We start from the raw sequence: 25,912 nt of genomic DNA, 5'->3' as shown, positions 1-25,912 counted from the left end.
ACGACAATGTACCAATGATGTGCAACTTTGTAGGTCGCTGCTGTGGGCGAGGCTTTAGCCTTGCAAGGTTGCTATTTTATCGGAGTGTAGGTGCTTTGTGCCGACAAAGAGGCCGACAGGAACCCAGCTTCAGGGATGAATTGCTTGCAGGCATTCCGTTATGGCCTTCAAATTAAGATTTTGTCGCGTTGGCGACGGCAACCAAAGGGCGGTTTGCGCCAACCGCCCCTTGGAACCCCAAGGCGCCCGTGATTCGCCAATGCTTACGAACTCAGCGTTTTGTTAAACGCTCCGCTTAGCTTTCAACACGGTTTAACTCGTCGTCCTGACTCGATAAACCTAACTACGCATCCATGCTCCGTTGTTTCAAGCACACTCCACAACAAAATCTGATTTCTCCAGCGCGAATCCAAACGGGAAATTGAGCTGATACATCAGAGCTATTCGGTCAGATTTAGTGTGGCTATTGATTGGGTTGGGTCAGATGCAAAATGCAAGACCTGACCCCTTAGCTGTTTGTATTTTCTATTGCGGTAAGCAATGCTTCTAAATCTAGCTTACTTTCAGATATGAAGTCTGGCTCACCTAACTCCAAAGAAATTCTATATGTTTTCTGCCCAAACTTTTTTGAAAATCTTTCTTCTTCAAGCTTATAGCCTTCCTGCTGCTGGAATTCAGATAAATTATTAGCGTTAAAATTTGAGGGATTACAAGTAGGTGAAAAGGGAAAATATATATAAAAATTATTGAACTTTGATTCAAGGAAATAATAGACGTTCTCATTGTTAACAAATCTACTCAAGCGAATCCTCATGAGTGGAGTTGTATTTATATCTGACATATTGATGCCAACCAAAGCAAAGGGGTTAATTTTTGTGAAATTGAAGCCTTTGTTTGAGCGGATCCACTCTATATGCTCATTAAACTCACTGACGTATTGGTCAGGTAATAAAGATATTAAGGACTTTAACAAGCTTTTATACACCTTAACGTTCAGGTATTTTTGTCCTGTTAAATCAATGTTGTCCCCAATATGTGATGAATGCTCAATATCTATAAAGCTGTGACTTCCTGAGATTTTATCATTTCCCTTAAAAGTCATGATTGAATGCCCTTTTTTTCCTTTCAGTCGTGTTATGAAAGATGGTGGAATAAAACGACTCAAGTGACGTTCATAGTCGCTGAATAGCCTGTTGCAAACATCGCATTCATTGATAGTGAAGACACTTTTATTTCCGAGTAATTCGGGTATGGAATGAGCTCGCTTATCAAATGTGACCTGGGAAGTCTTTTTACAAAACCTACATGCTCGGCCTTTTTCGCCTATTTCTAGAAGGTTCTTATCTGAATAGTTAATCTGAGTATGATCTAATATTAGTTCAGGCAAATGAACTCCAAAATGAGGTGGTATTTATCTTTAGATAGTGCGGTCAACTTGTTTAAATTCAACTTAAATATGTATTGTTTCAAGTCACTGGGGGTAGGTCTTGCATTGTGCACAATCTAGGTTTCTTTATTAACGACCGTTACTTTCTCATAAAAGTCATCATGCTCCAGCACTAACAAATAGTGACTCGATCCCCATGGCTTGGGGGTGTTGAGATGACGATGAAACAGAGGTGTTCACCGTGTTTATTTTTGAGTTGGTGCGGGGGCGTGTATGCCTTGTTGAGGGTGGTAATTCATACTCTTTACCGTCTACTTCGATGGTGGCACAAGCTCTTGGGTAACGCTGAGATTAGCTGATTTCACTAAATGCCAACCATCGCAGTTATCGGCCCAGGTGTAGTGCTCTGTATTTACGGTATTAACGGGTTTCATATAAGTCCTAATATAAGCGTTTAAGGTCTATTATCTAGCAACCAAAGCTACCCCGTAATAAAGCAAAGGCCAACCTATGCCGATGGGCAAACTTAAAAATTATCCGTATAAGCAATCGGAAAATCCGAGCTCGGTGTATCAGCCTAACCCCCTTACATTGCATCCGAAACGCGATACGAGAAGAGTAATCGCCCTTTGGACCAAGGGCGAAAACATGCCTAGGGCATGGACGCCCTATGCATGTTGGTTACGTTCACTTCTCGTGGCTCGTTGAGGAAATCATGCAATGTTGGGGCGCCTTGGGGTTCTTAGGGGCGGTTGGCGTAAACCGCCCCTAAGGTGTCGTCGCCACTGCGACAAGATCTCAATTCAAAGTGCCATCGTCACTACAGAACACCCAACTTTTCAGCCCCACGCCAAATGCACCTTTGTGACCCTTTGAAAATAAATTAAAAAATTTTTAAAACCATTTAAACCCTTTGTACTTTTGGGTGCGTCTAATAGAGTAACAAAGCAAATAAACAACAACAGGATGACGCGGATGTTGGTTAATGCCGAACAGGCATTCTCACAAACACAAACGGCGCAACAGGAACTACAAATCATAGAGAAAGCCCAACAGGGTGACCAAGATGCCTTTTATGTTCTGTATCAAACGCATGTAAAGCGTGTGTATGCGCTCTGTCTGCGCTTGGTGGCCGACCCGGCGCAGGCGGAAGATGTGACTCAGGAAGTGTTTGTGCAATTGTGGCAAAAAATACATAGCTTCGATGGTCAGTCGCAATTCAGCACCTGGTTGCATCGCGTGGCCAGCAATATCGCTATCAGTTATCTGCGTAAGCAAAAGAACTGGATTCAGCGGGTGGTGAGCAGTGAAGATGCCGGCATGGAGCACGAGCAAGCAGCGCAATGTCAGGAGCTTAATGGTCTCGACAAACTAATAGTGCGTTTGCCCGAGCGAGCTAGGCAGGTATTTGTACTGCATGCGGTGGAAGGCTATCGCCACGAAGAGATAGCACAAATGATGAATATGGCGGTGGGATCGTCAAAATCCCAGTATCACCGCGCCAGAGGGTTGTTAAAGGAGTGGTATGAAAATGAATAAACCAGACTTCGACCAGTTTTTAGATGAGCAACTGCAATCGCAGCAAAAAGAAGTGAGCCCAAGCCGCGACCTGTGGCCAGGTATTGAGCATGCCATTAACTTGCAGCAAGGCGCTAACCAAAACAAGGCAAAGCGCAATTGGTTGATGCCGGCATTCGGCAGTGCCGCCGCCGCAATTCTGGTGGCCGTGGTGGGCTTAAATATGCCGATGCAGCAAGGCGCTCAACAACCCCAGTTTGCGCTTATAAGCGATGTATTTGAGCAACAAAAGCAGAGCCTGCTGGTGCAGTACCAATCACAACCGGCGTTAACCGACAACTGGCAACAGCAACTCGAAGAGTTGGAGCAGGCGGAAAAGGCAATCAAAACCGCGCTGGAAGACGACCCAAATAATCGCGCCTTGCTTGGCATGTTAGCGCAAGTATACCAACAACAACTTGATTTAATTAATAAAGTGCACCAGCCAAAGCAGGGCACTGTATTACAGCATATTTAGGAGAAGAAGATGAAAGCACTAGCATATACCCTGGCATTGGTTCCATGTTTGGCCTTAGCGGGCGAGAAAATCGACGAGCAAATCAATGTACCGGCTGATGGTCGTATCTTTATCGATAATCAGCGCGGCGACATCATTATCAAGGGCTGGGATAAGGCCAGCCTGCAGATCAAGGGCGAGCTGGACGACAGAGCCGAGGGCTACACCCTGGAAACACGGGGTCAACGCACCGACTTTATTGTTAAAATGCCTAAGAAATCCAATTGGGGCTGGGGCAATAATGATGATGAGGGTGAAGGCTCCAAACTCACCATTTATATGCCGATGCAAAGCGCCCTAAGCCTTGAAGGCGTGAATGTGGATGTGGATGTAAGCGATCTCAATGGCGACAGCCGTATTGAAACCGTTAACGGCGATATCGATGCCAAAAAACTACAAGGCAAACTGACCTTTGAAACCGTTAACGGCGATATTGATGGCACCGACCTGCAAGGTGATATTCGCTACCAAACCGTCAATGGCGATATTAACGATATTAATTCTGCCGGCCAGTTGCGCATGACCCTAGTAAACGGCGATGTCACCAGTAAAACCAGCTCAGAAGATATTCGTTTTGAGAACGTCAATGGTGATCTGACCTTGCACGCACAAACCTTAGGTAATCTGAAGCTGAATACGGTTAACGGCGAGCTCGAAGTGTATGTGCAAGAGCTTAAAGCGAATGCGCAGATTCGTGCCGAAAGCGTCAGTGGCGACTTTGACTTATACCTGCCAACGAATGTATCGGCACGCTTTGACTTAGACGCTCATGCCGGTGGCGATATCCGTAATGAGCTGAGCAAAGACAAGGCGGTCAAAGCCAAGTACGGCCCGGGTGAGAGCCTAAGTTTCACCCTGGGTCAGGGTGAGGCCGAGGTGGAAGTGACCACCATCAGTGGTAACACCAACTTACGTAAAAACGACTAATTAACGCGACTAGCAAAAAACAACTCCCAACTTAGTGGGCGTTTATACCAATTCTGTTAAGTATGTGATCAGTTATAGCGCTGGATAAATGATATGAACACAAGGCGGGGTTTTTCTTATGTAGTTATTCTACATAGAAAAATTCCAACACAGTGAGCATGATATTTAGCCCGCTAGAATGATTAGCTATTTAAGTGAGTTGGTATTAGCCCGCTTCTTTTTTAAAAATACCACGCAATTGTTGCACTGCCATACTAAGCCGATAGAATAAGGCAATTCGCTCCCCTTTAGAGTAACTATGGCAAAGATAGATAAACAGGTTGATAGCCTAAAAGTACCCCCGCATTCCATTGAAGCCGAGCAATCCGTGCTTGGTGGCCTAATGCTTGATAATGAAGCTTTTGACCGTGTGGCTGAGATAGTGGTATCTCAGGATTTCTATACCCGCACGCACAGGTTTATTTTCGAGGCCATGGAACGCTTGGTGGAAGCTGGGCAGCCCATAGATCTTATTACCATCTCGGAATCGCTGGAGAAAAATAACCAGCTGGAAGGCATAGGTGGCTTTGCTTATTTAGGGGAAATTGCCAAAAATACGCCAAGTGCGGCGAATATCTCTGCCTATGCGCAGATCGTACGTGAACGTGCGGTTGTGCGTGAAATGATCGGTGTGGCTAATGAAATTGCCGAAGCGGGTTTTAACCCCGAAGGGCGTGACAGCCATGAATTACTCGATCTGGCCGAGAGTAAAGTATTTAAAATCGCTGAACAGCGCACCAAAAGTACCGAAGGTCCGCAAAATATCCATACTATTTTGGAAAAGACCGTCGATAAGATTGAAGAATTGTATCAGTCGCCCCAAGACGGTGTAACCGGTGTCAGCACAGGTTATTCGGATCTAGATAAGATGACCGCAGGTTTACAGCCTTCGGATCTGATCATAGTCGCCGCTCGTCCGTCCATGGGTAAAACTACGTTTGCCATGAACCTCGCCGAACATGCGGCCATGACCCGAGATAAGCCCGTAGTTATCTTCTCCCTGGAGATGCCCTCGGAGCAGATCATGATGCGTATGTTGGCGTCATTAGGACGTATCAACCAAACCAAGGTACGTACCGGTCAGCTGGACGATGATGATTGGGCGCGTTTATCGTCCACCATGGGACTACTGATCGAAAAGGGTAAGATGTATGTTGATGATGCCTCGGGGCTAACGCCTACCGATGTGCGTTCACGAGCCCGTCGTATCGCCCGCGATCATGGCGGCATCAGTATGATCATGGTCGACTACCTGCAGCTGATGCGGGTGCCAAGTTTGTCTGATAACCGAACCCTGGAAATCGCCGAAATTTCCCGCTCACTTAAGGCCCTGGCCAAAGAGCTGGAATGCCCAGTAGTCGCCCTGTCGCAGCTTAACCGTACACTGGAGCAGCGTGCCGATAAGCGCCCGGTAAACTCGGACTTACGTGAATCTGGCTCAATCGAGCAGGATGCCGACTTGATCATGTTTATCTACCGTGACGAAGTCTATAACGAAGACAGTAACGACAAGGGCACCGCGGAAATCATTATCGGTAAGCAGCGTAACGGCCCTATCGGTAAGGTCAGGTTAACCTTCCAGGGACAATACTCACGCTTCGATAATTATGCCGGACCGGCAATGGATGATGAGTACTAATAATTATGGCCCTGGCTACGGCAACAATTGACTTTTCTGCACTGCGAGCCAATCTCGCCCGGGTAAAAGAGCTGGCACCCAACAGCCAGGTGATGGCGGTGCTTAAGGCCAACGCCTATGGCCATGGTCTGGTGCCTATAGCTCAGCAATTGGCGGGGGCGGATGCCTTCGCCGTGGCCCGCATTGAAGAAGCGCTGGCGCTGCGCACCGGCGGCATTACCAAGCCTATTGTCTTGCTTGAAGGCTTTTTTAAGGCCAGCGATATCGACATCATGCTGGCCAACAATTTTCAAACCATAGTCCATGACGAGTACCAGTTGGCAGCGCTGGAGCAGGCGCAGTTAAGCGGTCAAATCAAGGTGTGGCTTAAGGTCGATACCGGCATGCACCGTCTTGGCGTTGAGCCGCAGCAGTTCGAGCAGTTTTATCAGCGTCTTAAAGGCTGTGCCAATGTCCATGAGCAGCTGCATTTGATGACTCATTTCGCCTGCGCCGATGAGCTTGAAAACAGCTATAACCAAACCCAGCTGGCCACCTTTACTACCTTGGTCAGCGACAAGCCCGCCCCCTTATGCCTGGCCAATTCCGCCGCCATTATCAATTACCCGCAAAGCCATGGTCACTGGGTACGCCCCGGATTAATGCTTTATGGGGTATCGCCGGTGCAGGGTAAAACCTCCTCTGAGCTGGGTTTACAGCCGGTGATGAGCCTGACCAGCGAAGTGATCGCCGTGCGTCGGGTGAAAAAAGGCGAACCAGTAGGCTATGGCGGTCATTGGCAGGCCAGTGCCGATACCCAGTTGGCTGTGGTGGCTATAGGTTATGGTGACGGCTACCCGCGTCACGCCGAAAACGGCACCCCGGTGCTTATTAATGGTCGTCGTTATCCGCTGGTGGGCAGGGTGTCCATGGATATGATAAGCGTTGATATAGGCGCCGATAACCAGAGCGTGGCGGTGGGTGATGACGCCATTATGTGGGGCGCCGAGCTCGGCATCGAAGAAATTGCCAGCTGCGCCAGCACTATCGCCTATGAATTGCTTTGTAATATCACTCCACGGGTTACCTACCAGTATCTAAACTAGGCGGCACTTAAGCCGCCCAGCGCCATTGAGCTATTCGAAATACCCCAGATTAAATTGATTTATAATAAGAAATTGGCTTTTCCCTTGGGGTTTGTGGCCAACTTGTTACACGGTTGTTTCTTTTTTCTAAAAAAAAGCCCAAAATATCAATTACAACAATTCTTATAGGGATAGGTGCTGGGAGCGGATATGGCTTACCTTATCGAACTAGACACGGACAATGTGATCTACCTGCATGCCCACCATAGTTTTGGTCGCTTTCAATATAGCGTCGATACCCTAGTTGTTGAGCCCAGCGTGTCGAAAATTCACTGTATTATCGAGTGGCAAGGCAGTCACTGGCAGGTCCGTGATCTTAGCCGTAATGGCACCTGGTTGAACTCGAAGCGCTTGGAAAAAGACCGCCCCGAAATACTGCATTGCAATGACTTGCTTACCTTTCCTGGCAATAGCAGCCGCGGATATCGAGTTGCCAATCTCGATAAGCCCGAGGATATGCTGATTATTCTCAACTCATTGCAACGGCCCACCGAGCAGTATATCCCCTTGAGCAGCTATAATTTGATCCCAGATGAGCAGCCGGAAATTGCCGTTTTTATTCAGCGTGAAAGCGGCTTTTGGTGCTTTGAGCGTCTTGATGGACCGCCGCTTGAGCACACCATTATCATAGAGCATGACAGGGTAAGTGACAGTCGCCATACCTATCAATTGCACCTAAGCCATAGCGAGGCGGCAACTGCATTGCGCGAGGTAGCCAGCGTGAAGCTGGCGGATCTGAACTTTATTTTCAATCTTACTCTGGATGAAGAGTCGGCGGAGCTGGTAATTAAAGGCCCCAATGAAGAGGTCGACCTGGGTGAGCGTTGCCATCATTATCTTACCCTGAACCTGGCGCGCTATAAGGCGCAGGATGCGGCCCAGGGCGTACATGAATTAAGCCAGGGCTGGGTTGATACCGAAGTGATCGCCAAAGACTTGGGTATAGACTCCCGCTATCTTAATATTCAAATTCATCGTGCCCGCAAACAATTTAGCGATGCCCTGGCCCATGTTGAAGGGGCGGATCATGTGATTGAGCGCAAGCTGCGCAAGGTGCGCTTTAACGCCAGTAACTTCGAGATTTATAAGGGTCATCAACTCGAGGGCGCAATCAACAGCGCTTCTAACTAGTAGGGCTGGCGGTAATGCAGAAGTTAGCACACTACGAGATTAAACATCTGATCTACCAAGGTGCCATGGGTACCGTCTTTGAGGCTTTCGATACCAAGCTGGAGCGCACGGTTGCCTTGAAGGTGTTGGCGCAGGCGGATCTTAGCGCCGCCGACAGTGCTGAAGCCCTGAGTGAAGCGCGCTTTCTGGCGCGGTTAAATCACCCTAATATTATTCAAGTATTTGATTGTGCAGAAGATCATGGTACGCATTTTCTGGTAATGGAGTTTTGCCGTGGTAAAAACCTGCTGCAGTACCAAAAACAGCATTTACTCAGCCTGGAACAAAAACTCTCCCTGTTGATCGATATCGCCAAAGGGCTGGAGCATGCTCATCGCAACGGCATCATTCACAGGGATTTAAAACCCAGCAATATTTTGATCAGCGAATCGGGGGCAGTAAAAGTCGCCGATTTTGGTATTGCCGAGTTTATCGGTGCAAATGCCAAGGCCGGTGCCAGCGCCGGTACTCAAGGCTATATGGCGCCGGAGCAGATCCTTGGTCAGCCTCTTAGCAATAACAGCGATTGGTTTTCTTTTTGTGTGCTTGCCATCGAGTTACTGACGGGACAGCACCCCTATGGTGGCCAAGGCAGTGAGAAAGATGTGGCACGGGCCATATGCGATGGCCAGTTTATTGATCTAAACGCGTTTTCTGCCTACTTGCCGCAGCCGCTTATCCATATACTCAGTCAAGGCTTGGCGGTAGAGCCGGGTAAGCGCATTAATTTACGCCGTGGCGCCTTGAGCACTCAGCTTGAACAAATATTGCAGTTGCAGGTACAGCAGGCCATTATGGCGCAGCAGACCGAACCGCTAGAGACGTCAGCTCAAGATAAGCCGGATCCTGTGGCTTCAGCTGAGGTTGCTCCCGAAGTTTCAGAGGCGGCTAAAGCGAGCTCAAAACCTACCCGGCAAGCCTGGTATTATGGCCTTACTTTTACCTTGATCAGCGCCTTGCTGGTGAGCCTCTATCTATTTCGCGGTTACTTTATCAAGGCGCCTGTGGTGGCTATTTTGCCTACTCAGGTAGAGATAGCAGCGCCGGAGCTGGCCTACTACCAGGGCACGCTGAGCGGCTCTATTCAAAGTGCATTGTGGCAACAATTGGCATCGCAAAATGAGCATCTGGTGAGTCGTACGGAACTGCAGATGCTGGCTAAGGGCGTTGAGCCGGAGCGCTTACAAGACCCTAAAACCTATTTTCAGATGCTGGCCGATTACACCGGTGCCAGCGTCTTTATCACCAGCTCGGCTTCTTGCCAACAGCGCTATTGCAGCATTGAAATCAGCCGCTTAGAGGCACCAAACTGGCAGCTGGTGGCCACTAAACAGTGGCAGGCGGACTTGGTCGATACCCGTAATGTGCATGAGTCGGCGCGCTTTTATGGCGCCAGCCTCTTTGCTCATGAAGCCACTTTTGCTACGCAGGACGAGCAGGCGCTACAAGAGCAGATCTTCAATTATTACAGCCGTTATTATCATGATGGCGAGATCAGTGAACCCTTGTTTAACGATATTATGGCCTTGCTGGGTACTCAATCGCATTTTGATGTGGGTTATACGCTGGCACGGGAGTTGGCACTGCAGCTTAAGGAGATCACCGGCAAGGATGAATATGTAGAGCAGGTGCAAGGCTTGTTTGCCAAAGCACCGCGACAATATCAGCGTCGGCCCAGCTATTTTAGCAGTCGAATCTTGCTGTCCTTGGCCCAAGGGGAGGTTGAAGACGCCTCGCACGACCTGGCGCAATTACGCCAGCTAGGTGGAGGAGAGGCTGAATATTTAAATCTGCAAGCGTCTTGGTATTTGGCTCAAGGAGAGCGAGAAAAGGGGCGTGATGCCTTGGAGCGCTCTCTGATGATGCGACCCAATCTAAATGTGCAGAAAAAGCTGGCGGCTTTGCTCTATAGCATGGGTGACATCGACTCGGCGCTGTCCTTACTCGATGATGTGCTTAATAAGCTGCCATTGGACAGGGATGCCCTACAGTTAATGGCGGTGCTGGCGCTCACTCAGGGGGATTTTGCTACCGTGATCCAGCATTATGAGGCGAGCATTAAGGAGTCCTTAGATCCCAAAGATGTTGCCAATACCACCACCTTGGCAAATCTCGCTCTAGCCTATTTGTATGTGCAGCAATATCAACAGGCGCAAATGATAGCCGGGCAAGCCCATAGCCTAGCGCCAAATAATTCGGGGATCCTGTTAAACTATGCGGATGCCCTGACCCTGGCGGGGCAATTGGCTTTGGGGCGTGAGTATTATCAGCAAGTGATAGATGTGAATAACGGCCAGCAGTCCGCTTATTCCTGGTCGGACAGGGCTCAGGCCTATGCTCATCTAGGCGATTATCAAAGGGCAACCACAGCCATTAATACCAGTTTGGAGCTGGGGCAGGAGCTGGCTGATATCCATTATGCCGCGGCCATTGTTTATGCTGCCACCGGCGATAATCATTCGGCGCTGTATTATGTGCAAAAGGCAATGCAGGCGGGTTATGGTGCCAATTGGTTTGTCCTACCCTGGTTTAAGCCGTTATGTGCCTACCCGCAATTTACCCAGCGATTACACCCGTCACAACGGCTTTGTGATAACGCCGAAGTTACTGCTCTTTAGGGCGCTCGACAATAATGCGCGGGTCCTGCGACATATAAAAACGCCCGCTGCTCAATTGCTTGGCGGTATAACGAAAGCCAATGGTAAGCGGCTGTGCCGAAGGTGAGGGTGTGACCTCAATTACCTTATCCAGCGGGCTGTTATCACTGCCGGCATAACGAATCGTGGGCTCTACCTGGCGCAGCACTATGGTGAGCTGCTTCTTATCTTCGCTCAACTGCGAGTCGACATTGTAGTTACAATTACTATCGTTTTTAACGTATTCCACGCCATTGCCGAAAAACTCCCAATCCGAGTCTTCAATATGCACTATAAATCTGGCTTCCTGACGCTTTTCAATACTGGGGTCGTCGGGATTATTGTTGAAGGTGACGGTGAAGTCATCGTTATTGGCGCCGCCGAGGCTTTCGCCGCTTTCGCTAAGCTGGGTTACCCAGCGTTTAGAGCTGCTAGGGGTGAGCATAAAGCTTTGCTGTGCTGTGTAGTCATTGGGCTGGCAGGGAACGATCAGAGTGTTACTATTGGCTGTTAGCATTATTGTTCCTTATTGGTTCAGAGGCCTATTAAATATAGGCCATAGTTTGAGCACATAAGGAATAATGTAATCTATTGTAAGAACAGGACTTTTGGTGTTTTTGTTAGGGGTACATTTGACCCTGAAAGGTCGCCAGAATGCGTCGCTTGCCACCCATATCTCTGTGCTCACCCAGATAAATGCCCTGCCAGGTGCCAAGCAGCAAACGCCCGTCGCGAATAGGCAAGGTCAGCTCGCAGCCCAGGGTGCTGGCCTTAATATGGGCCGGCATATCGTCATCCCCTTCATAGGTGTGACGATAGAAGGGCTGGCGTTCGGGAGCGGCCCAGTTAAAGTGGGCTTCCATATCCTGGCGCACCGTGGGATCAGCGTTTTCATTTATGGTTAAACTGGCGGAAGTGTGCAGCAGCAACAGATGTACCAGGCCGACCTGATATTGGCCGATTTGTGGCAAAAGCCGCTCCAGCTCATCATCGATAAGATGAAAGCCAAGCGTTTTGGCAACCAGAGTAATTTGCTGTTGTTGCCAGCTCATAAGGTATCAAAGCTCACTTCGATATGGGCCTTGCCCGCGGGGGAGCTAAAGGGCATCAGCAGGGTTTTACCTTGGCATTTATGGCTAAGATGGTGGCCTTTGCCGGTTACCACTACGGGAGTGGCCATATCAAACTCATAGCCCTTATCACCAAGGAGGTTTTTGGCGCCGCCTGTGACCATGTTAGTGATCTCGCCGACCATGTCGGTGACCTCATCATTGATCTTGGCTGGGCGCTCACCCAGCATACGCTGCATAATATCCAGGGCCAGGGCTTCATCGAAGGTGATCGACATCGAGCCCTTGGTTTGTGGGCCAATCATGCCTATCATCCCAGACACATCGCCCAGTGCTACGTCACCATTTTTTATGCTCGGGGTGCCCGGCACCAGCTTGGTGTCGGCCATGGTGGCCAACACCTTTAACAGGGATGAAAGAAATGGATTAATAAATTCGACATTCATAACTGGAGTTAATTCAACGTACTGCTGTGGTGCTTAAGATTGGCAGTTTTTACAAATGCCATGAGCCTCAATGGTTTGGGCGCTGACGCTAAAACCATGCTCCAAGGCGAGGGCACTTAATTCATGGGAAAGAACGCCGGAGTGCAGCTCGGCCACATGACCGCACTGATCACAGATCAGCAATTGCACCGGGTGGATGGACTCAAAATGATGGCACAGCATAAAGGCATTGGTGCTTTCTATTTTATGAATAAAGCCTTGCTCCGCCAAAAAGTCCAGGGCACGGTAAATAGTGGCCGGTTTGGCGCTGCTTTCGGTAACTTTAAGCTGCTCTAATAAGTCGTAGGCACCTACACCGCTTTCGGTGCTCGCCAGTAAGCGAAAAACCTTTTCTCTAATGGGTGTGAAGCGCGCACCCTTGCTATCACACATTCTTTTCGCTTTATTGACCAGCGCATCAACGTTCATAGGTTACCTTTTTGATCTTCTCGCACCCCTAATAGCATACTATGGTCGTGAAAAATTACTATCTCTGAATTGTTGCCAACGGTATAATTTTGTTTTCATAACTGGGAGTTAGCGTGAACGAGTTAATTGCCTCATTTATCTTCTTTTTTGCGGTTATCGACCCGGTTGGCACCATTCCGGTGTTTATCGCCGTCACCCGTGGCGAAGATGCCGCCTTTAAACGCAAGGTAGCCTACAAGGCCGTCGCCGTTTCAGCCCTGGTGTTACTGTTCTTTGTCGTGGTCGGCGAGCTGCTGTTAAACGCCATTCGTATTCCCTTAGCCGCGTTTCAAATTGCCGGCGGTATAGTGCTGCTGTTATTTGCTTTGACCATGATCTTCGGTGAGGGTAAGCCTGAGTCCGAGATCAAGAGTATGCGCGACTCCACCGAAACCGCTATTTTCCCTTTGGCTATTCCTTCTATTGCCAGCCCGGGAGCCATGTTGGGCGCGGTACTTATGACTCGTAATGCCGAGTATACCTGGGTCGAACAGGCAATCACCTCTGCTGTAATGCTGGGTGTGCTGGTTTTGGTGCTCATACTTTTACTGCTTGCCCGTTATGTGCATAACTTTATCGGTGACAGTGGTGCCAGCATTATTTCCCGGGTTATGGGTTTGATCCTAAGCTCAGTGGCGGTAGCCAATATTCTCGGCGGCATTAAAGATTATTTTGCGCTCTAGTAAGAGGATTGCTTGATGGCGTGAAATTTACGCGTGAGTTGCGTATAATTCGCGCCCTTACTGCACACTTAATACATAATCGCAGGCGTTTTTTAGGTAATTAGCCATGACAGATACTATCACTCATACTCCGACTCCCACTTGGCATTGGCAGCAAGACTCTTTCCGCCGCTTTAGCGTTGCCCCCATGCTGGATTGGACCGACCGTCATTGCCGTACCTTTCATCGCCTGATGAGTAAGGAGGCGGTGCTTTACACTGAGATGATCACTACCGGCGCCATTATTCATGGCAAGGGCGATTACCTGCATTTTAATCAGCATGAGCAACCGGTTGCCTTGCAGCTTGGTGGTTCCAACCCTGAAGAGCTGGCCTATTGCGCTAAATTGGCGGCTGAGCGTGGTTATGCGGAGATTAACTTAAACGTGGGTTGTCCTTCCGATAGGGTGCAAAATGGTCGCTTTGGCGCCTGTTTGATGGCCCAGCCTGAGCTGGTGGCCGAGGGCATTGCGGCGATGAAGGCGGTGACAGATATTCCTGTCACGGTAAAAACCCGTATCGGTATCGACGAGCAAGACAGCTATGAATTCCTGTTGGCGTTGATCGATGCCAACCATAAAATCGGCTGTGATGATTTTATTATCCATGCCCGTAAGGCCTGGTTGCAGGGCTTAAGCCCGAAGGAAAACCGTGAGATCCCACCGCTTGATTATCCTCGTGTGTATCAGCTGAAAAAAGATTATCCACATCTGCATATCAGCATTAACGGCGGCATTAAAACCCTTGCCGAGTGTCAGCATCATTTAGAGCATGTAGATGGTGTGATGATAGGCCGTGAAGCCTACAGCAATCCGTATTTGCTGGCGCAGGTGGATGCCGAGCTTTATGGCCTGCCGGGCTGTACCTTGACCCGTCACCAAGTTGCCGAGCAAATGTTGGATTATATTGACGATGAAATGCGCCAGGGCGCCCGATTTTGGCATGTGGCGCGTCATATGCTGGGGCTTTTCCAGGGCATGCCGGGAGCGCGCGGTTATCGCCGTCACCTGTCCGAGAATGGCCATAAAAGTGAAGCCACGGCGCAAACCCTGGTACAGGCATTGGGCTTTGTCAGCTAGAAGTAGGCAAATACACTATAAATTAGTCTGTCAGGCTAATTGAAATTAGCCGGTTAGGTTTTATAATCCTTTAAATTCAATATCTTATATTTTGGCATATAACTTGAGAGCCATGCACTAGTTCCACTAATAAGGAGTACAGCATGGCTAAATCAAGCAGCACTTATTATCGCGATGCCCTGAATAAGAAAATCTCCGGCGTATGTGCCGGTTTTGCGAAACATCACCATCTGCCAATCTGGTTGGTTCGTTTGGCGGTGATCATCGTCTTCCTTAATGCCCCCTTTATCATGGCGGCGCTTTACCTGGTTTGCCACCTGATCTTTGAGGAGCAGATCCTTGTTTAATCCCATCTTTATGGGGGTTAGGTCGCTGATTTTGCTAAAGACACTCAGTTGTGATTAAGTTATATTAGGGTACCTTCAGGAAAATCTATTCAAGGAAGCATTATGTTGCGTATTTTCAATCGGGCCTTGCTTGCGGCAACGGCCCTTTGTGCTTGTGCCTTTAGTTACGCCCAGGATGGGCTGATGATAAGCGATGCCAAGGTTCGCCAGTTTTTGCCGGCGGCCAGCAGCTCGGTGGGTTATTTTACGTTGGAAAATCATTCCGAGCGTGAGCGCACCCTTAAAGCCGTTGAACTGGAATCGCTGGGGCGCGTGGAAATTCATACTCATGAACACAGCGATGGCATGATGAAGATGCGTAAGTTGGACAGTCTCACTATTGGCGCAAATAGCCGCCTTGTGTTGCAACCGGGTGGGCTACACTTAATGTTATTTTCGCCACAGCAAGCCCTTAGCGTCGATCAGACACTGAAGATGACATTGATCTTCGCCGATGGCGAACGTTTAAACGCTCAGGCGCGTGTTTTCAGCTTAATCGAGCAAAAGCACGACAGCGGCAGTGAGCACCAGCACCACCACAACTAGGAGTTGATATGTCACAGCATAAAGGAAAGATCGCTGCGGCCATCGCCGCGGTATTATTGTTATTCTATTTAATTGCCGTGTATTGGAGCATAGAGCCGGACCGCTTTGATGTGCTCGAAAATGCCAAGCAGCAGGCCGCTGAGCGTAACGAGCAAGTGGTAACCGGCTATGTGACCACCTCGGCGCTGATCACAGTGACCCAAACTTTACTTGATAAACCAGGTGGCTACCTAAGTAACGATATGATGCCGCCGAGCGTGATGATGGACAATATGCCGGCCTGGGAATACGGCGCACTGGAAATGGCCCGCGATATGGCCCTCTCCATGCGTAAAGATTTCAGCCGCTCGCAATCTCAGTCAACCGAGCATCCGTCGCTGAAAAAAGCCCAGCCGCAATTTAATATCAGCAATACCGCCTGGATGTGGCCAAGTGCCGAGGGTGAGTATCAAAAAGGCATAGAGCTGCTGATTGAATACCGCTCACACATTGCCGACAGTGGTGATCGCCAAAGTCAGTTTTACGCCCGTGCCGATAACCTGCGCGCCTGGGTTAAAGAGGCAGAAAAGCGTCTAGGCAGCTTAAGTCAGCGTCTCAGTGCCAGTGTTGGTCAGGAGCGCTTAAATACGGATTTAGCCGGAGACCGTGAAGCCCATCAGGCCACTTATGCTCCTCATGAGCAAATAGTGCGCACTTCATGGTGGGAAATTGACGACGTATTCTATGAAGCCCGTGGCGCTACCTGGGCACTGCTGCATTTTCTTGATGCCATTGAACATGACTTTGCCGACGTATTAGAGAAGAAAAATGCCAAGGTGAGTGTGCAACAGATCATCCGTGAACTTGAGGCGACTCAGGAGCCGGTATGGAGCCCCATGGTATTAAATGGCAATGGTTTTGGTTTTGTAGCCAATCACTCTTTGGTGATGGCTAATTATATTTCGCGTGCCAATGCGGCACTGATTGAACTAAGTGAGTTACTCGCACAAGGATAATAGGGGGATAAAATGAAAAAGTACGTTCTAGCGGCGGCTGTATCATTAGCAAGCATGGCACCAGTAGCCCAGGCCGATACGTTATTAGGTTTATACGTAGGTGCCGAAGGCTGGCAGGCAGAGCCTGAAGGCAGCTTTGGTAGTAAAGGTAATGCCCAGCAGGATTTCAAATTCGAAGATGAAACCTTAACCAGCTATTACGTGGCCTTAGAGCATCCAATTCCACTTATCCCTAACGTAAAATTACGTTACACGGAAATGGATGTAACCGGCGATACCACCCTAGTTGATGGTTTTGAGTTCCAGGATGTGAACTTTGGCGCCGGCACTAATCTGTATACCGAAACCGATCTTACTCATATCGACTATGTGTTGTATTACGAAATCTTCGATAACGATACCCTGTCGATTGACTTGGGTTTAAGCGCCAAGCAATTCGATGGTGACTTTTACATCATTGATACCATGAATGGTGAGAACCCTAGCTCAGGTGCCATGGTGCGCACCGACTTCTCTGGCTTTGTGCCATTAGCCTATGGCCGCGCACAAGTGGGCCTACCATTCACTGGTCTTAGCGTATTTGCCGAAGGCAGCATGTTCGCCCTGGACGACAGCTCAGTACATGACTACCAGGTTGGTGTAGAGTGGGAAGTGATCGATAACCTAGCGGTTGATGTGGCGGTTCGAGCGGGTTACCGTAGCATGCTGATCGAGCTGGATGATATCGATGATATCAATACGGATATCGATGTATCTGGGCCTTTTGCCGGTGTGCAGGTACACTTCTAAGCGCATATCTATGCAGCAAAAAAGCGCCTTATGGCGCTTTTTTTGTGTCTTTCAAAAGCAGACTAGGCGTCGCTGTTTTTGAGCTCAGGCAATTCGACCTGAGTTCTTAGATTATTCAGACTGTGGGTGATGGTATTTTGCAGTTGATGCTCGGCAAGCCAGGCCAGATAAGGGCCAAGTACCGGGATGGTAATTTCTCCGCGCTGTTGCCAGGTCACCTTGCTGCCTTGGGTATAGCCTTGGATGCTGATAGTGCCGCGGGAAAGGTATTCGTCATTTATGAGTACCTGAAATTCTAATTGCTCGGCGCTGCTGTGGGTGATGCTTAGCTCACCACGGGAGTTGTCACCCAGCCAGTTAATATGTGCGCCCACACCCTGAGTTTTGCCATATAGCTGCAACTGGGCGCGATCTTCAATTTGCTGCACCGCCAGCCATTTGGGCCACTTGTTTAAATCCTGCAACCAAGGGGCAATTTGCGCCGGTGAGCTAGTGATATCGACACTGCGCTGCACCTGGTAACTGGGGGGCAGTACCAGGCCAAAAAGGATGAAGACCAGCAGAATGAGCACCAGGATTTTGAGCAATTTTTCTAAAGCTGTCAGCATGTTAGATTGCCTCTTCTTGTGAATTGCAAATAGCCATACAAGGTTAGAATATCCTGTTCGTGGCAAATTTACCATGCCGTTGTTTTTATATAAGGAACAAAGGCGGCGTTTTACTAGAGAGGTGGGGCGGGACAGTGCAGAGAAAAGAAGGGCGAATGCGGCGCTAAAACGCCGCAATAAAAAGCTTTATGGAAGGTGTACGGCCTTAAAGCTGGCCAGGGCATCGCCTTGCTCATTTTTCAGTAACAGGGTGTCACCATTAATGTGGTATGAGAAGGTATCGGCTAGTGCCTTGCTAAATGCCTGTTCTTGATCCATTTGCTCCATACACATTTTTCTAGTGCTGGCTAGAGACTTAAAGCGTAAGCCAAAGTGCTGAGCTGTTACGTATTGACCCATAACCTGGTTACAGCCCAAGAAACCGCTGACACGACCGTCCTGGTGCAGGGTAATTTGTGGTTCACGCTGTTGAACAACGACTTGCTCGGCGCCAATTTTCATCGCTTTCCAGTAGGTGTTAACCAGGCTTTCATTTGGCTTGGCAACGCGTTCCATCATCACCTTAATCGGGCTTTGTGTCTGCGTGGTACCGAAGGGATCGTTATTTTGCGTGGTGATATAGCGCAGCTCACCATTATGGGTAATTTTGGCGCTGACGCTGTAACGCATACGCTCTTTTACCGCGTCGGCGGCATAGGTTAAGGCTAGATCATAAGGCGGCGCACCATCTAAAGTGACGGTTTCGCTGGCAATAACCTCGGCGGCTACATCCATTTTTGAGACATCGGAAAGGGTAACGGTTAACTGCGAGCCTGGCGGTAGCATGCTGCGGTCTTTGTAAAGAACCTGCACCTGCATGGTTTTCATTTGTTGCTCGGCGGTGGTTTCTGCGCCTTGCTCCGGGGTGTTGCTACAGGCACCCAATAATACGCTGGTAAGGGCTAGGGCCGAAAAAGTAATCTTTTTGCTCATATTATTAACTCCTTTAATACTGCCAGTATTTTAAGTAGATATGTAGGGTCTGTTGACCTTTGTTGTTCGTTTCTGCAGCAGTTTGTAGTGTATTTATACAAGGCGGCACATGTGTGGTGTAGTTATTCTACATAAACATGTAACAACACAGTAAAAATGCGCTACAAGCGCTGCCCTACGGGTTCATCTAAACGCATCCTGCTCTGTGTTGCTCGCTATGTACATAGAATGACTATGCAGCATAACGAGCGTCGTGATCAGAATGCGTTTAGATTGAACATAAAGTAAACCGCAAAGATAAACAGACCCTATTAATTACGCCTTAATACATGGACTTATACTGCGACCCTCGCGGTTAAACGCCAGTCGCTATTTCTTTACGAATTTAGTCAGAATAACGATTCGCTGACCTTCCACACGCCCTTCAATATGCTCAGGGTTTGAGGTCAGGCCGATATTGCGTACCGCTGTGCCACGTTTGGCAACCAGGCTGCTGCCTTTTACATCTAGATCTTTAATCAGGGTGACGGTATCACCAGCGGCCAGGCGCACACCGTTTGAATCGAGATGCACCACATCTTCGTCTTCGGCAATAGCGGCTTCGGCCCACTGTTGGGTTTGCTCATCAAGGTAGAGCATATCCAGCATATCGCCGGCCCAGCTGTGCTCGGCACTTAGTTTATTCAGTAGGCGCCATGCCACTACTTGTACCGCAGGCACCTGGCTCCACATGCTGTCGTTAAGGCAGTGCCAATGGGTGTCGCTTAACTGCTCTTGGTTTTGTAATTGCTCGGCACAAAAACCACATACCAGGATGGATTTGTCGGAATGGGCTTCACCTTCAGGTGGTACGGCGTACACGCTTAGGTTGTCGCTGCTGGCACATAATTCACATTGGTTGTTGCTACGATCGCGTAACGTTTGTTCTATGCTCATAAAAATCAGTACTTAATAGAGTGGAGTAAAGCCCAATTATAACCAATATACCCACACAAAAGGTATTGTTTTAGGAACTGCTGTTTATACAGTAAACCTTTAGGGAAGGCAGTCCCTAATTAATTCGTGTACATAAATGTACAAAAAGGACCATAATAACAAGCTATTGCGAGACGGCGTGGCCCGCATGTTGCGCTTTTTGACACTCTTGGAGGAATGCCGTGCATCGTTTGTTGATTGGTTTACTGCTTATTTTGTCTCTGCTGTTGTTAGCCTTTGCCGTTACCGAGCCGGCACTGACCATAGAAGCAAAAATTGCCAAGTCTGAACTGGCAAACAGTGCCGTTGAAGCCATTACCGAAGAGAGCGATAGTCAAAGTCGCTATATGCTCCATACCTTGTCGCAAATGCTCGGCCTGGATCGACTCGAAGGGCATATTGAAGCCTATGGCAAGACGCGCGGCATCTGGGGGACTGTGATGGAGTTGTACCAGCATAACAATGTTTTAGTGGCCGTGCTGGTGGCCATGTTTTCCGTGGTGGTGCCCTTGTTTAAATCCACATTGCAATTTGTTGTTTTGCTGCTCGGACCTGGGCCGAGAGCGGGCAGCCGACTGGGGCGAGTGCAGGGGCGTTTGCAAAGGATCGCTGCTATGCTGAGTAAATGGAGCATGGCCGATGTGTTTGTGCTGGCGCTTATCATCACTTATCTGGGTGGCAATGCCGATGGTCACTTTGGTCAGCTGGTCATAATGCAGGCGCAGCTACACTTGGGCTTTTGGCTGTTTCTCGGCTATTGCCTAGTATCGATTATCTCGAGTATACTTTTACATCACCAGCACCAAAGGTGGTGCAACCCTGTGATAACCAAATAGGTTTTATGCGTAAATTCATTGTTCATCTGGTTACCTTTTGCCTGCTACTGAGCTTGTTCAGTGGTGCGGCAGCGGCGTCGATGGAAAAACAATGTACGCATATGCAGGACCAGCAAAGAGTTATGCAGATGATGGATCATGATATGGGTGCAGACCAAGATCATGATTGCTGCCAGCAAACGGCTCAATGCGCCTGCCCAGATACCCTGTGTCATAGCCAGGTCTTCCTTTCTTATCAGCTTATTATCGCCAATAGCGACTATGTGTTTACGCCGCCGATGACGGTGCAGCACAGTCCTATGCGCCGCAGCACGAGTCTCTTTCGCCCACCTATAAACGCCTAACCTAGGACAAGTGTGCCCGGCGCACGCTGCCCTGTTGTTCCAATTTCAGGTTAGTTAATCTTTAGGTAAGCAAAATGAAGCAATTTTTTAAGTATCTTGTCGCTATGCTAATAGCCGCGGCAGCCACCTGGTTTTTTCTCGGTAGCGGTTCCCATCAAGTAAGCACAGAGGGCGCAGAGAAGGCCGAAGATGGTGAGAAAAAGCCCTTATACTGGGTCGCTCCCATGGACTCAAGTTATCGCCGCGATGGCCCGGGAAAGTCACCCATGGGCATGGATCTGGTGCCCGTTTATGATGAGCCCGAGGATGAACCCGGGGTTATCGCCATCAATGCCAGTGTTGAGAATAATCTCGGGGTGCGCAGTGAGCCGGTAAAGCCGCGAGTGCTGGTTAAGGAAATCACCACCTTTGGCAATATTCGTTACGATGAAGAAGCCATGGTGCATGTGCATCCGCGGGTGTCGGGTTGGGTCGAGCAGCTGTTTGTTAAATCCGAGGGCGCCAAGGTTGAGCAAGGCCAGCCCTTGTATACCCTTTACAGCCCTGAGCTGGTTAATGCGCAAAAAGAGTTTCTGCTGGCGCTGAGTAGCCAGGATCAGGTGCTGCGTAGCGCCGCCGTGGCGCGTTTACGGGCATTCCAAATTGCTTCGAGCTTTATCAGTGAACTGAGTAAAACCAAGCAAGTAAAGCAAAGCATCACCTTCTACGCCCGCCAGTCCGGGGTGGTGGAGCAATTGAATGTGCGCGAAGGCTATTTTGTAAAGCCGGAAAACTCCCTGATGGATATTGCCTCCACCGAGCAGGTGTGGGTTATTGTTGATGTGCATGAGCGCCAGCTACCTTATTTACAGCAAGGCGCGCAGGCGGTGATGACCTTGGATTATCTGCCGCAAATGCGCTGGTTGGGAGAGGTGGAATATGTGTATCCCAGCCTGAACAAAACGACCCGTACCGCCCAGGTACGACTGCGTTTCGATAACCCGAATGATGCCCTTAAGGCCAATATGTTTGCCAAGGTGGCGATCACTGCCAGCAATAATGCCCCGACCTTGAGTGTTCCGCAGCAGGCGGTGATCAATACCGCCGAAGGGCAGCGTGTGGTGTTGGCTCTGGGCGACGGTCGCTTCCAGTCAGTCAGCGTGCGCACCGGTCGGGTGGCCAGTGGCTGGGTTGAGGTTTTAGCCGGGTTGGATGAAGATCAGCAGGTGGTAACCTCGGGGCAGTTTCTGCTGGACTCAGAGTCTAACAAACAAGCCGAATTGGCACGCCTGGATGCCCGTGAGTATGCCAATGCCACGGTGAACGGCGAGATCAAGGCGGTACACAAAGAAACCCGCACCTTGAGTATAGCCCGCGAGGCCATTACCAAGTGGAATCGCCCGGCAACTACCATGGACTTTAAATTAGACGCCGGTCTGAGCACTGACTTTGTACAGGTGGGTATGAAGATCCGCTTTCATTTCGAGGTTCGTGCCGGGCAGTTTGTGATCACCCGTATCGATGTGCTTAACGACGAGGGGGATAAGGCATGATAGCGGCGCTGATCCATTGGTCCATCAATAATCGGGCGCTGGTGCTTTTATTAACTCTGATCCTGACAGGTTCGGGCATTTTTGCGCTGAAAAACACCCCGGTCGATGCCATTCCCGATCTTTCCGATGTGCAGGTGATAGTGAAAACCAGCTATCCGGGACAGGCTCCTCAGGTGGTGCAAGATCAGGTCACCTTCCCTCTGACCAGCGCCATGATGTCGGTGCCAGGCGCCAAAACCGTGCGCGGATTTTCCTTTTTTGGCGACTCCTATGTGTACATTATTTTCGATGATAACACCGATATGTACTGGGCTCGCTCGCGGGTACAGGAATACCTTTCTCAGGTTGAAGGGGATTTACCCGAGAGCGCCAAGTCTCGCCTTGGCCCAGACGCCACAGGCGTAGGCTGGGTGTATATCTACGCCCTGGTTGATAAGACAGGTCAGCGTGATCTGAGCGAATTGCGAACCTTGCAGGACTGGCTGCTGAAATATGAATTGCAGGCCCTGGAAGGCGTTTCCGAGGTGGCCACTGTGGGTGGCATGGTTAAGCAATACCAGGTCGAGCTCGACCCTCAAAAGTTGCGTGCCTACGATATTCCCGTAGCCATGGTGGCCCGTGCCATCAAGGACAATAACCAGGCCATAGGCGCTTCCGTGATTGAGCAGGCGGAGGCCGAATACATGGTGACCGCCACCGGTTATATTCAATCTACAGAAGCCCTGGCAAAAACGCCCCTGGGGCTGCAAAGCAATGGTGTGCCCTTGTTGCTGCAAGATGTAGCCCAGGTGACCCTGGGGCCGCAAATGCGCCGTGGCGTGGCCGAGCTAAACGGTCAGGGCGAAGTGGTCGGCGGTATTGTGGTGATGCGCTTTGGCGAAAATGCCCAGCACACCATAGAGGGAGTGAAAACACGCCTGGCGGAGCTGGCATCCAGCCTGCCCGAGGGGGTGGAAGTGGTGCCCGTGTATGACCGCTCTAAGCTGATAGAAGATGCGGTTGATAACCTTACCGATAAGCTGCTTGAAGAGCTGCTGATTGTGGCCTTGGTGTGCGCCGTGTTTTTATTCCATTTGCGCTCGTCTTTGGTGGCGGTTATTACTTTGCCACTGGGCATATTGGTGGCCTTTATCATCATGTATTTGCAAGGGATTAACGCCAATATCATGTCACTGGGTGGGATTGCCATCGCCATCGGCGCCATGACCGACGGCGCCATAGTTATGATAGAAAATATGCACAAGCATATGGAGCGTGAGCCGCTCAATGATGACAACCGCTGGCGCATTGTGGCTCAAGCGGCCTCCGAAGTCGGCCCAGCACTCTTCTTTAGCTTGCTGATTATCACGGTCAGCTTCTTGCCCGTGTTTATTTTGGAGGCTCAGGAAGGACGTTTGTTCGCGCCTTTGGCCTTTACCAAAACCTACGCCATGGCCGCCGCCGCTGGCTTGGCTATTACTTTGGTGCCTGTGCTTATGGGTTACTTTATCCGCGGCAAGGTGATCAGCGAGCAGAAAAACCCGCTTAACCGTTTGCTGGTGGCCTTGTATCGACCCTTGCTCAGCGCCGTGTTGCGGCTGCCAAAAATATCCTTGCTGCTGGTGCTGGCTATCGGAGCCGCCACCTATTTGCCGCTGAGCAAGCTCGGCAGCGAATTTATGCCGCCTTTGGATGAAGGTGATTTGATGTATATGCCCACCACTTACCCGGGGATCTCCATAGGTAAGGCCCGTGAGCTATTGCAGCAAACGGATAAGCTGATCAGTACAGTGCCCGAGGTGGAGTCTGTATTTGGCAAGGTGGGGCGAGCCGATACCGCCACTGATCCGGCGCCGCTGACCATGATAGAAACCTTTATTCAGTTAAAGCCGCGCAGCCAATGGCGTGACGGCATGACCACGGAAAAACTCAAAGCCGAACTCGATGCCCTGGTGAAATTTCCGGGCCTGACCAATGCCTGGGTAATGCCGATTAAAACCCGTATCGATATGTTAGCCACGGGTATTAAAACTCCGGTGGGGATCAAGGTAGCCGGGCCGGATCTGGCACAGATACAAACCATAGGTCAGGATATAGAGCGGCTGTTAAAAGACTTCCCAGGTACTGCCTCTGTGTACTCGGAGCGGGTGGCCGGCGGCCGTTATCTCGATATTCGTTTTGATCGTGCTTTACTGGGACGCTATGGACTTTCCATGGCTCAGGTACAAACCATGATAGCCACAGCGGTCGGTGGTCAGGCACTGACGCAAACCATCGAAGGGCAGCAGCGCTATCCCATCAACCTGCGTTTCCCGCAAAGCTACCGCGATGCCCCAGAGCGTTTAGGACAATTGCCCATCATTACGCCAGCCGGGGCACAGTTACAGCTGGCAGATGTCGCCGATATTCGGGTGACTGCAGGCCCGGCAGGGATCAAAAGCGAGAATGCGCGCATTAACGGCTGGACCTTTATTGATATCGACAAGCTTGATATGGGCACTTATGTGACCGAGGCCAAGGCTTATCTGGCCGAACATTTGGCGCTGCCGCCCGGGTATTCACTGCGTTTTGCCGGTCAGTATGAGTATATGGAGCGGGCCAAGGCCAAGCTTAGTTATGTGCTGCCTTTGACCTTGGCGATTATCGCCATCTTGCTCTATCTCAGTTTCCGCCGTTTTGCCGAGGTGGCCATAATTATGGGCACAGTGCCGCTGGCTTTGATCGGCGGCGTATGGCTCTTGTATTACCTGGAGTTCAACCTTTCTGTGGCCGTTGGCGTCGGCTTTATCGCCTTGGCCGGGGTGGCGGTGGAAATTGGGGTGATCATGCTGGTGTACTTAAATCAGGCCTATACTGAGGCCAGTGAAAAATATGGGCAGCTTACGGCGCAGCAGCTGCGCGATGCCATCACTCAAGGTGCTGGGCTCAGGGTGCGACCCGTGATGATGACGGTAGCCACCATTATTGTCGGCCTCTTGCCCGTACTTTTTGGCAGTGGCACCGGCAGTGAGGTTATGAGCCGCATTGCCGCACCCATGGTCGGGGGCATGGCCAGCGCTTTATTGCTGACCCTGATAGTGATCCCCGCGGTGTACTACCTGTGGCGTGCGCCTTCTACTCGTAGTTAAATG

Annotated in this window: 26 protein-coding genes; 17 read left to right on the top strand and 9 right to left on the bottom strand. The window is 49.9% G+C overall.

Annotated elements, in window-relative coordinates; all coding sequences use genetic code 11:
• Window positions 1-508 precede the first annotated feature (508 nt).
• Together WCN91_RS06000 and WCN91_RS05995 are read right to left on the bottom strand one after the other, a co-directional pair.
• Window positions 509-1,165: a hypothetical protein gene (locus tag WCN91_RS06000; protein ID WP_342677262.1), complete on the bottom strand. Its 657-nt coding sequence runs from the start codon at window positions 1,163-1,165 to the stop codon at window positions 509-511.
• A 533-nt stretch (window positions 1,166-1,698) separates the two neighbouring features.
• Window positions 1,699-1,821, bottom strand: a complete 123-nt coding sequence (locus WCN91_RS05995) for a hypothetical protein (RefSeq protein WP_342677260.1) — start codon at window positions 1,819-1,821, stop codon at window positions 1,699-1,701.
• A 541-nt stretch (window positions 1,822-2,362) separates the two neighbouring features.
• Between WCN91_RS05995 and WCN91_RS05990 the strand changes: the two genes are divergently transcribed.
• From WCN91_RS05990 to WCN91_RS05960, 7 genes are all read left to right on the top strand, one after another.
• The gene (locus WCN91_RS05990; RefSeq protein ID WP_342677258.1) at window positions 2,363-2,926 is read left to right on the top strand and encodes an RNA polymerase sigma factor; all 564 of its coding nucleotides are present in this window, start codon (window positions 2,363-2,365) and stop codon (window positions 2,924-2,926) included.
• Window positions 2,913-3,422 carry a hypothetical protein gene (locus WCN91_RS05985; protein WP_342677256.1) on the top strand — a complete coding sequence of 170 codons (510 nt, stop codon included), beginning with the start codon at window positions 2,913-2,915 and terminating at the stop codon, window positions 3,420-3,422. The genes WCN91_RS05990 and WCN91_RS05985 overlap by 14 nt, the downstream gene beginning before the upstream one ends.
• A gap of 9 nt (window positions 3,423-3,431) precedes the next feature.
• The gene (locus WCN91_RS05980; RefSeq protein WP_342677254.1) at window positions 3,432-4,388 is read left to right on the top strand and encodes a DUF4097 family beta strand repeat-containing protein; all 957 of its coding nucleotides are present in this window, start codon (window positions 3,432-3,434) and stop codon (window positions 4,386-4,388) included.
• 298 nt (window positions 4,389-4,686) lie between these two features.
• The gene (gene dnaB, locus WCN91_RS05975; protein ID WP_342677252.1) at window positions 4,687-6,066 is read left to right on the top strand and encodes a replicative DNA helicase; all 1,380 of its coding nucleotides are present in this window, start codon (window positions 4,687-4,689) and stop codon (window positions 6,064-6,066) included.
• A gap of 5 nt (window positions 6,067-6,071) precedes the next feature.
• On the top strand, window positions 6,072-7,151 hold the full coding sequence (gene alr, locus WCN91_RS05970; RefSeq protein ID WP_342677250.1) for an alanine racemase: 1,080 nt from the start codon (window positions 6,072-6,074) through the stop codon (window positions 7,149-7,151).
• A 189-nt stretch (window positions 7,152-7,340) separates the two neighbouring features.
• Window positions 7,341-8,321 (top strand): FHA domain-containing protein, encoded by a 981-nt coding sequence (locus WCN91_RS05965; RefSeq protein ID WP_342677248.1) that lies wholly within the window; start codon window positions 7,341-7,343, stop codon window positions 8,319-8,321.
• A gap of 14 nt (window positions 8,322-8,335) precedes the next feature.
• On the top strand, window positions 8,336-10,978 hold the full coding sequence (locus WCN91_RS05960) for a protein kinase domain-containing protein (protein WP_342677246.1): 2,643 nt from the start codon (window positions 8,336-8,338) through the stop codon (window positions 10,976-10,978).
• Here WCN91_RS05960 and WCN91_RS05955 read toward each other — a convergent pair.
• The 4 genes from WCN91_RS05955 to WCN91_RS05940 form a co-directional block, all read right to left on the bottom strand.
• Window positions 10,965-11,513 carry a hypothetical protein gene (locus WCN91_RS05955; RefSeq protein WP_342677244.1) on the bottom strand — a complete coding sequence of 183 codons (549 nt, stop codon included), beginning with the start codon at window positions 11,511-11,513 and terminating at the stop codon, window positions 10,965-10,967. The genes WCN91_RS05960 and WCN91_RS05955 overlap by 14 nt on opposite strands.
• Window positions 11,514-11,616: 103 nt before the next feature.
• Entirely contained in the window at window positions 11,617-12,048 is a 432-nt protein-coding gene (locus WCN91_RS05950) for a secondary thiamine-phosphate synthase enzyme YjbQ (protein ID WP_342677242.1), read from the bottom strand.
• Window positions 12,045-12,512 carry a chemotaxis protein CheX gene (locus tag WCN91_RS05945; protein WP_342677240.1) on the bottom strand — a complete coding sequence of 156 codons (468 nt, stop codon included), beginning with the start codon at window positions 12,510-12,512 and terminating at the stop codon, window positions 12,045-12,047. The genes WCN91_RS05950 and WCN91_RS05945 overlap by 4 nt, the downstream gene beginning before the upstream one ends.
• A gap of 33 nt (window positions 12,513-12,545) precedes the next feature.
• On the bottom strand, window positions 12,546-12,980 hold the full coding sequence (locus WCN91_RS05940; protein ID WP_105264849.1) for a transcriptional repressor: 435 nt from the start codon (window positions 12,978-12,980) through the stop codon (window positions 12,546-12,548).
• Window positions 12,981-13,093: 113 nt separating this feature from the next.
• On the opposite strand from WCN91_RS05940, the gene WCN91_RS05935 reads away from it, so the two are divergent.
• From WCN91_RS05935 to WCN91_RS05910, 6 genes are all read left to right on the top strand, one after another.
• The gene (locus WCN91_RS05935; RefSeq protein WP_342677236.1) at window positions 13,094-13,702 is read left to right on the top strand and encodes a MarC family protein; all 609 of its coding nucleotides are present in this window, start codon (window positions 13,094-13,096) and stop codon (window positions 13,700-13,702) included.
• 106 nt (window positions 13,703-13,808) lie between these two features.
• On the top strand, window positions 13,809-14,819 hold the full coding sequence (dusA, locus tag WCN91_RS05930; protein WP_342677235.1) for a tRNA dihydrouridine(20/20a) synthase DusA: 1,011 nt from the start codon (window positions 13,809-13,811) through the stop codon (window positions 14,817-14,819).
• A 143-nt stretch (window positions 14,820-14,962) separates the two neighbouring features.
• Window positions 14,963-15,166: a PspC domain-containing protein gene (locus WCN91_RS05925; RefSeq protein ID WP_342677233.1), complete on the top strand. Its 204-nt coding sequence runs from the start codon at window positions 14,963-14,965 to the stop codon at window positions 15,164-15,166.
• Between the two features lie 102 nt (window positions 15,167-15,268).
• The gene (locus tag WCN91_RS05920) at window positions 15,269-15,751 is read left to right on the top strand and encodes a copper chaperone PCu(A)C (protein ID WP_342677231.1); all 483 of its coding nucleotides are present in this window, start codon (window positions 15,269-15,271) and stop codon (window positions 15,749-15,751) included.
• Window positions 15,752-15,759: 8 nt separating this feature from the next.
• Window positions 15,760-16,746, top strand: coding sequence for a DUF2333 family protein (locus WCN91_RS05915; RefSeq protein WP_342677229.1), 987 nt, complete (start codon window positions 15,760-15,762; stop codon window positions 16,744-16,746).
• A gap of 12 nt (window positions 16,747-16,758) precedes the next feature.
• The gene (locus WCN91_RS05910) at window positions 16,759-17,535 is read left to right on the top strand and encodes a TIGR04219 family outer membrane beta-barrel protein (protein WP_342677227.1); all 777 of its coding nucleotides are present in this window, start codon (window positions 16,759-16,761) and stop codon (window positions 17,533-17,535) included.
• A 62-nt stretch (window positions 17,536-17,597) separates the two neighbouring features.
• Here the strand turns inward: WCN91_RS05910 and WCN91_RS05905 are convergent, their stop codons facing one another.
• The 3 genes from WCN91_RS05905 to WCN91_RS05895 all read right to left on the bottom strand — a co-directional run bounded on the left by WCN91_RS05905 (window position 17,598) and on the right by WCN91_RS05895 (window position 20,051).
• The gene (locus tag WCN91_RS05905; RefSeq protein WP_342677224.1) at window positions 17,598-18,143 is read right to left on the bottom strand and encodes an SRPBCC family protein; all 546 of its coding nucleotides are present in this window, start codon (window positions 18,141-18,143) and stop codon (window positions 17,598-17,600) included.
• Between the two features lie 186 nt (window positions 18,144-18,329).
• Entirely contained in the window at window positions 18,330-19,115 is a 786-nt protein-coding gene (locus WCN91_RS05900) for an META domain-containing protein (RefSeq protein ID WP_342677222.1), read from the bottom strand.
• 369 nt (window positions 19,116-19,484) lie between these two features.
• Window positions 19,485-20,051, bottom strand: coding sequence for a PhnA domain-containing protein (locus WCN91_RS05895; RefSeq protein WP_342677220.1), 567 nt, complete (start codon window positions 20,049-20,051; stop codon window positions 19,485-19,487).
• Window positions 20,052-20,272: 221 nt separating this feature from the next.
• On the opposite strand from WCN91_RS05895, the gene WCN91_RS05890 reads away from it, so the two are divergent.
• The 4 genes from WCN91_RS05890 (at window position 20,273) to WCN91_RS05875 (ending at window position 25,909) form a co-directional block, all read left to right on the top strand.
• Window positions 20,273-20,926: a paraquat-inducible protein A gene (locus WCN91_RS05890; protein WP_342677218.1), complete on the top strand. Its 654-nt coding sequence runs from the start codon at window positions 20,273-20,275 to the stop codon at window positions 20,924-20,926.
• Window positions 20,927-20,931: 5 nt separating this feature from the next.
• A complete protein-coding gene (locus WCN91_RS05885; protein WP_342677216.1) occupies window positions 20,932-21,270 on the top strand; it encodes a hypothetical protein in 339 nt (112 codons plus the stop codon).
• Between the two features lie 74 nt (window positions 21,271-21,344).
• Window positions 21,345-22,802: an efflux RND transporter periplasmic adaptor subunit gene (locus WCN91_RS05880; protein ID WP_342677214.1), complete on the top strand. Its 1,458-nt coding sequence runs from the start codon at window positions 21,345-21,347 to the stop codon at window positions 22,800-22,802.
• On the top strand, window positions 22,799-25,909 hold the full coding sequence (locus WCN91_RS05875) for an efflux RND transporter permease subunit (protein WP_342677212.1): 3,111 nt from the start codon (window positions 22,799-22,801) through the stop codon (window positions 25,907-25,909). Before WCN91_RS05880 ends, WCN91_RS05875 begins: the two co-directional genes overlap by 4 nt.
• Window positions 25,910-25,912 lie beyond the last annotated feature (3 nt).

The sequence above is a fragment of the Pseudoalteromonas qingdaonensis genome (assembly GCF_038739665.1).
Classification (GTDB): Bacteria; Pseudomonadota; Gammaproteobacteria; order Enterobacterales; family Alteromonadaceae; genus Pseudoalteromonas; species Pseudoalteromonas qingdaonensis.
This window is presented reverse-complemented; position numbering and strand designations above follow the sequence as displayed.

What these genes read in the sequence shown, in the direction of transcription:
- WCN91_RS05995 (WP_342677260.1), bottom strand. Translation starts at nt 1,821, where the DNA reads ATGAAACCCGTTAATACCGTAAATACAGAGCACTACACCTGGGCCGAT.
- WCN91_RS05990 (WP_342677258.1), top strand. Translation starts at nt 2,363, where the DNA reads ATGTTGGTTAATGCCGAACAGGCATTCTCACAAACACAAACGGCGCAA.
- WCN91_RS05985 (WP_342677256.1), top strand. Translation starts at nt 2,913, where the DNA reads ATGAAAATGAATAAACCAGACTTCGACCAGTTTTTAGATGAGCAACTG.
- WCN91_RS05980 (WP_342677254.1), top strand. Translation starts at nt 3,432, where the DNA reads ATGAAAGCACTAGCATATACCCTGGCATTGGTTCCATGTTTGGCCTTA.
- dnaB (WP_342677252.1), top strand. Translation starts at nt 4,687, where the DNA reads ATGGCAAAGATAGATAAACAGGTTGATAGCCTAAAAGTACCCCCGCAT.
- alr (WP_342677250.1), top strand. Translation starts at nt 6,072, where the DNA reads ATGGCCCTGGCTACGGCAACAATTGACTTTTCTGCACTGCGAGCCAAT.
- WCN91_RS05965 (WP_342677248.1), top strand. Translation starts at nt 7,341, where the DNA reads ATGGCTTACCTTATCGAACTAGACACGGACAATGTGATCTACCTGCAT.
- WCN91_RS05960 (WP_342677246.1), top strand. Translation starts at nt 8,336, where the DNA reads ATGCAGAAGTTAGCACACTACGAGATTAAACATCTGATCTACCAAGGT.
- WCN91_RS05955 (WP_342677244.1), bottom strand. Translation starts at nt 11,513, where the DNA reads ATGCTAACAGCCAATAGTAACACTCTGATCGTTCCCTGCCAGCCCAAT.
- WCN91_RS05950 (WP_342677242.1), bottom strand. Translation starts at nt 12,048, where the DNA reads ATGAGCTGGCAACAACAGCAAATTACTCTGGTTGCCAAAACGCTTGGC.
- WCN91_RS05945 (WP_342677240.1), bottom strand. Translation starts at nt 12,512, where the DNA reads ATGAATGTCGAATTTATTAATCCATTTCTTTCATCCCTGTTAAAGGTG.
- WCN91_RS05940 (WP_105264849.1), bottom strand. Translation starts at nt 12,980, where the DNA reads ATGAACGTTGATGCGCTGGTCAATAAAGCGAAAAGAATGTGTGATAGC.
- dusA (WP_342677235.1), top strand. Translation starts at nt 13,809, where the DNA reads ATGACAGATACTATCACTCATACTCCGACTCCCACTTGGCATTGGCAG.
- WCN91_RS05925 (WP_342677233.1), top strand. Translation starts at nt 14,963, where the DNA reads ATGGCTAAATCAAGCAGCACTTATTATCGCGATGCCCTGAATAAGAAA.
- WCN91_RS05920 (WP_342677231.1), top strand. Translation starts at nt 15,269, where the DNA reads ATGTTGCGTATTTTCAATCGGGCCTTGCTTGCGGCAACGGCCCTTTGT.
- WCN91_RS05915 (WP_342677229.1), top strand. Translation starts at nt 15,760, where the DNA reads ATGTCACAGCATAAAGGAAAGATCGCTGCGGCCATCGCCGCGGTATTA.
- WCN91_RS05910 (WP_342677227.1), top strand. Translation starts at nt 16,759, where the DNA reads ATGAAAAAGTACGTTCTAGCGGCGGCTGTATCATTAGCAAGCATGGCA.
- WCN91_RS05905 (WP_342677224.1), bottom strand. Translation starts at nt 18,143, where the DNA reads ATGCTGACAGCTTTAGAAAAATTGCTCAAAATCCTGGTGCTCATTCTG.
- WCN91_RS05900 (WP_342677222.1), bottom strand. Translation starts at nt 19,115, where the DNA reads ATGAGCAAAAAGATTACTTTTTCGGCCCTAGCCCTTACCAGCGTATTA.
- WCN91_RS05895 (WP_342677220.1), bottom strand. Translation starts at nt 20,051, where the DNA reads ATGAGCATAGAACAAACGTTACGCGATCGTAGCAACAACCAATGTGAA.
- WCN91_RS05885 (WP_342677216.1), top strand. Translation starts at nt 20,932, where the DNA reads ATGCGTAAATTCATTGTTCATCTGGTTACCTTTTGCCTGCTACTGAGC.
- WCN91_RS05880 (WP_342677214.1), top strand. Translation starts at nt 21,345, where the DNA reads ATGAAGCAATTTTTTAAGTATCTTGTCGCTATGCTAATAGCCGCGGCA.
- WCN91_RS05875 (WP_342677212.1), top strand. Translation starts at nt 22,799, where the DNA reads ATGATAGCGGCGCTGATCCATTGGTCCATCAATAATCGGGCGCTGGTG.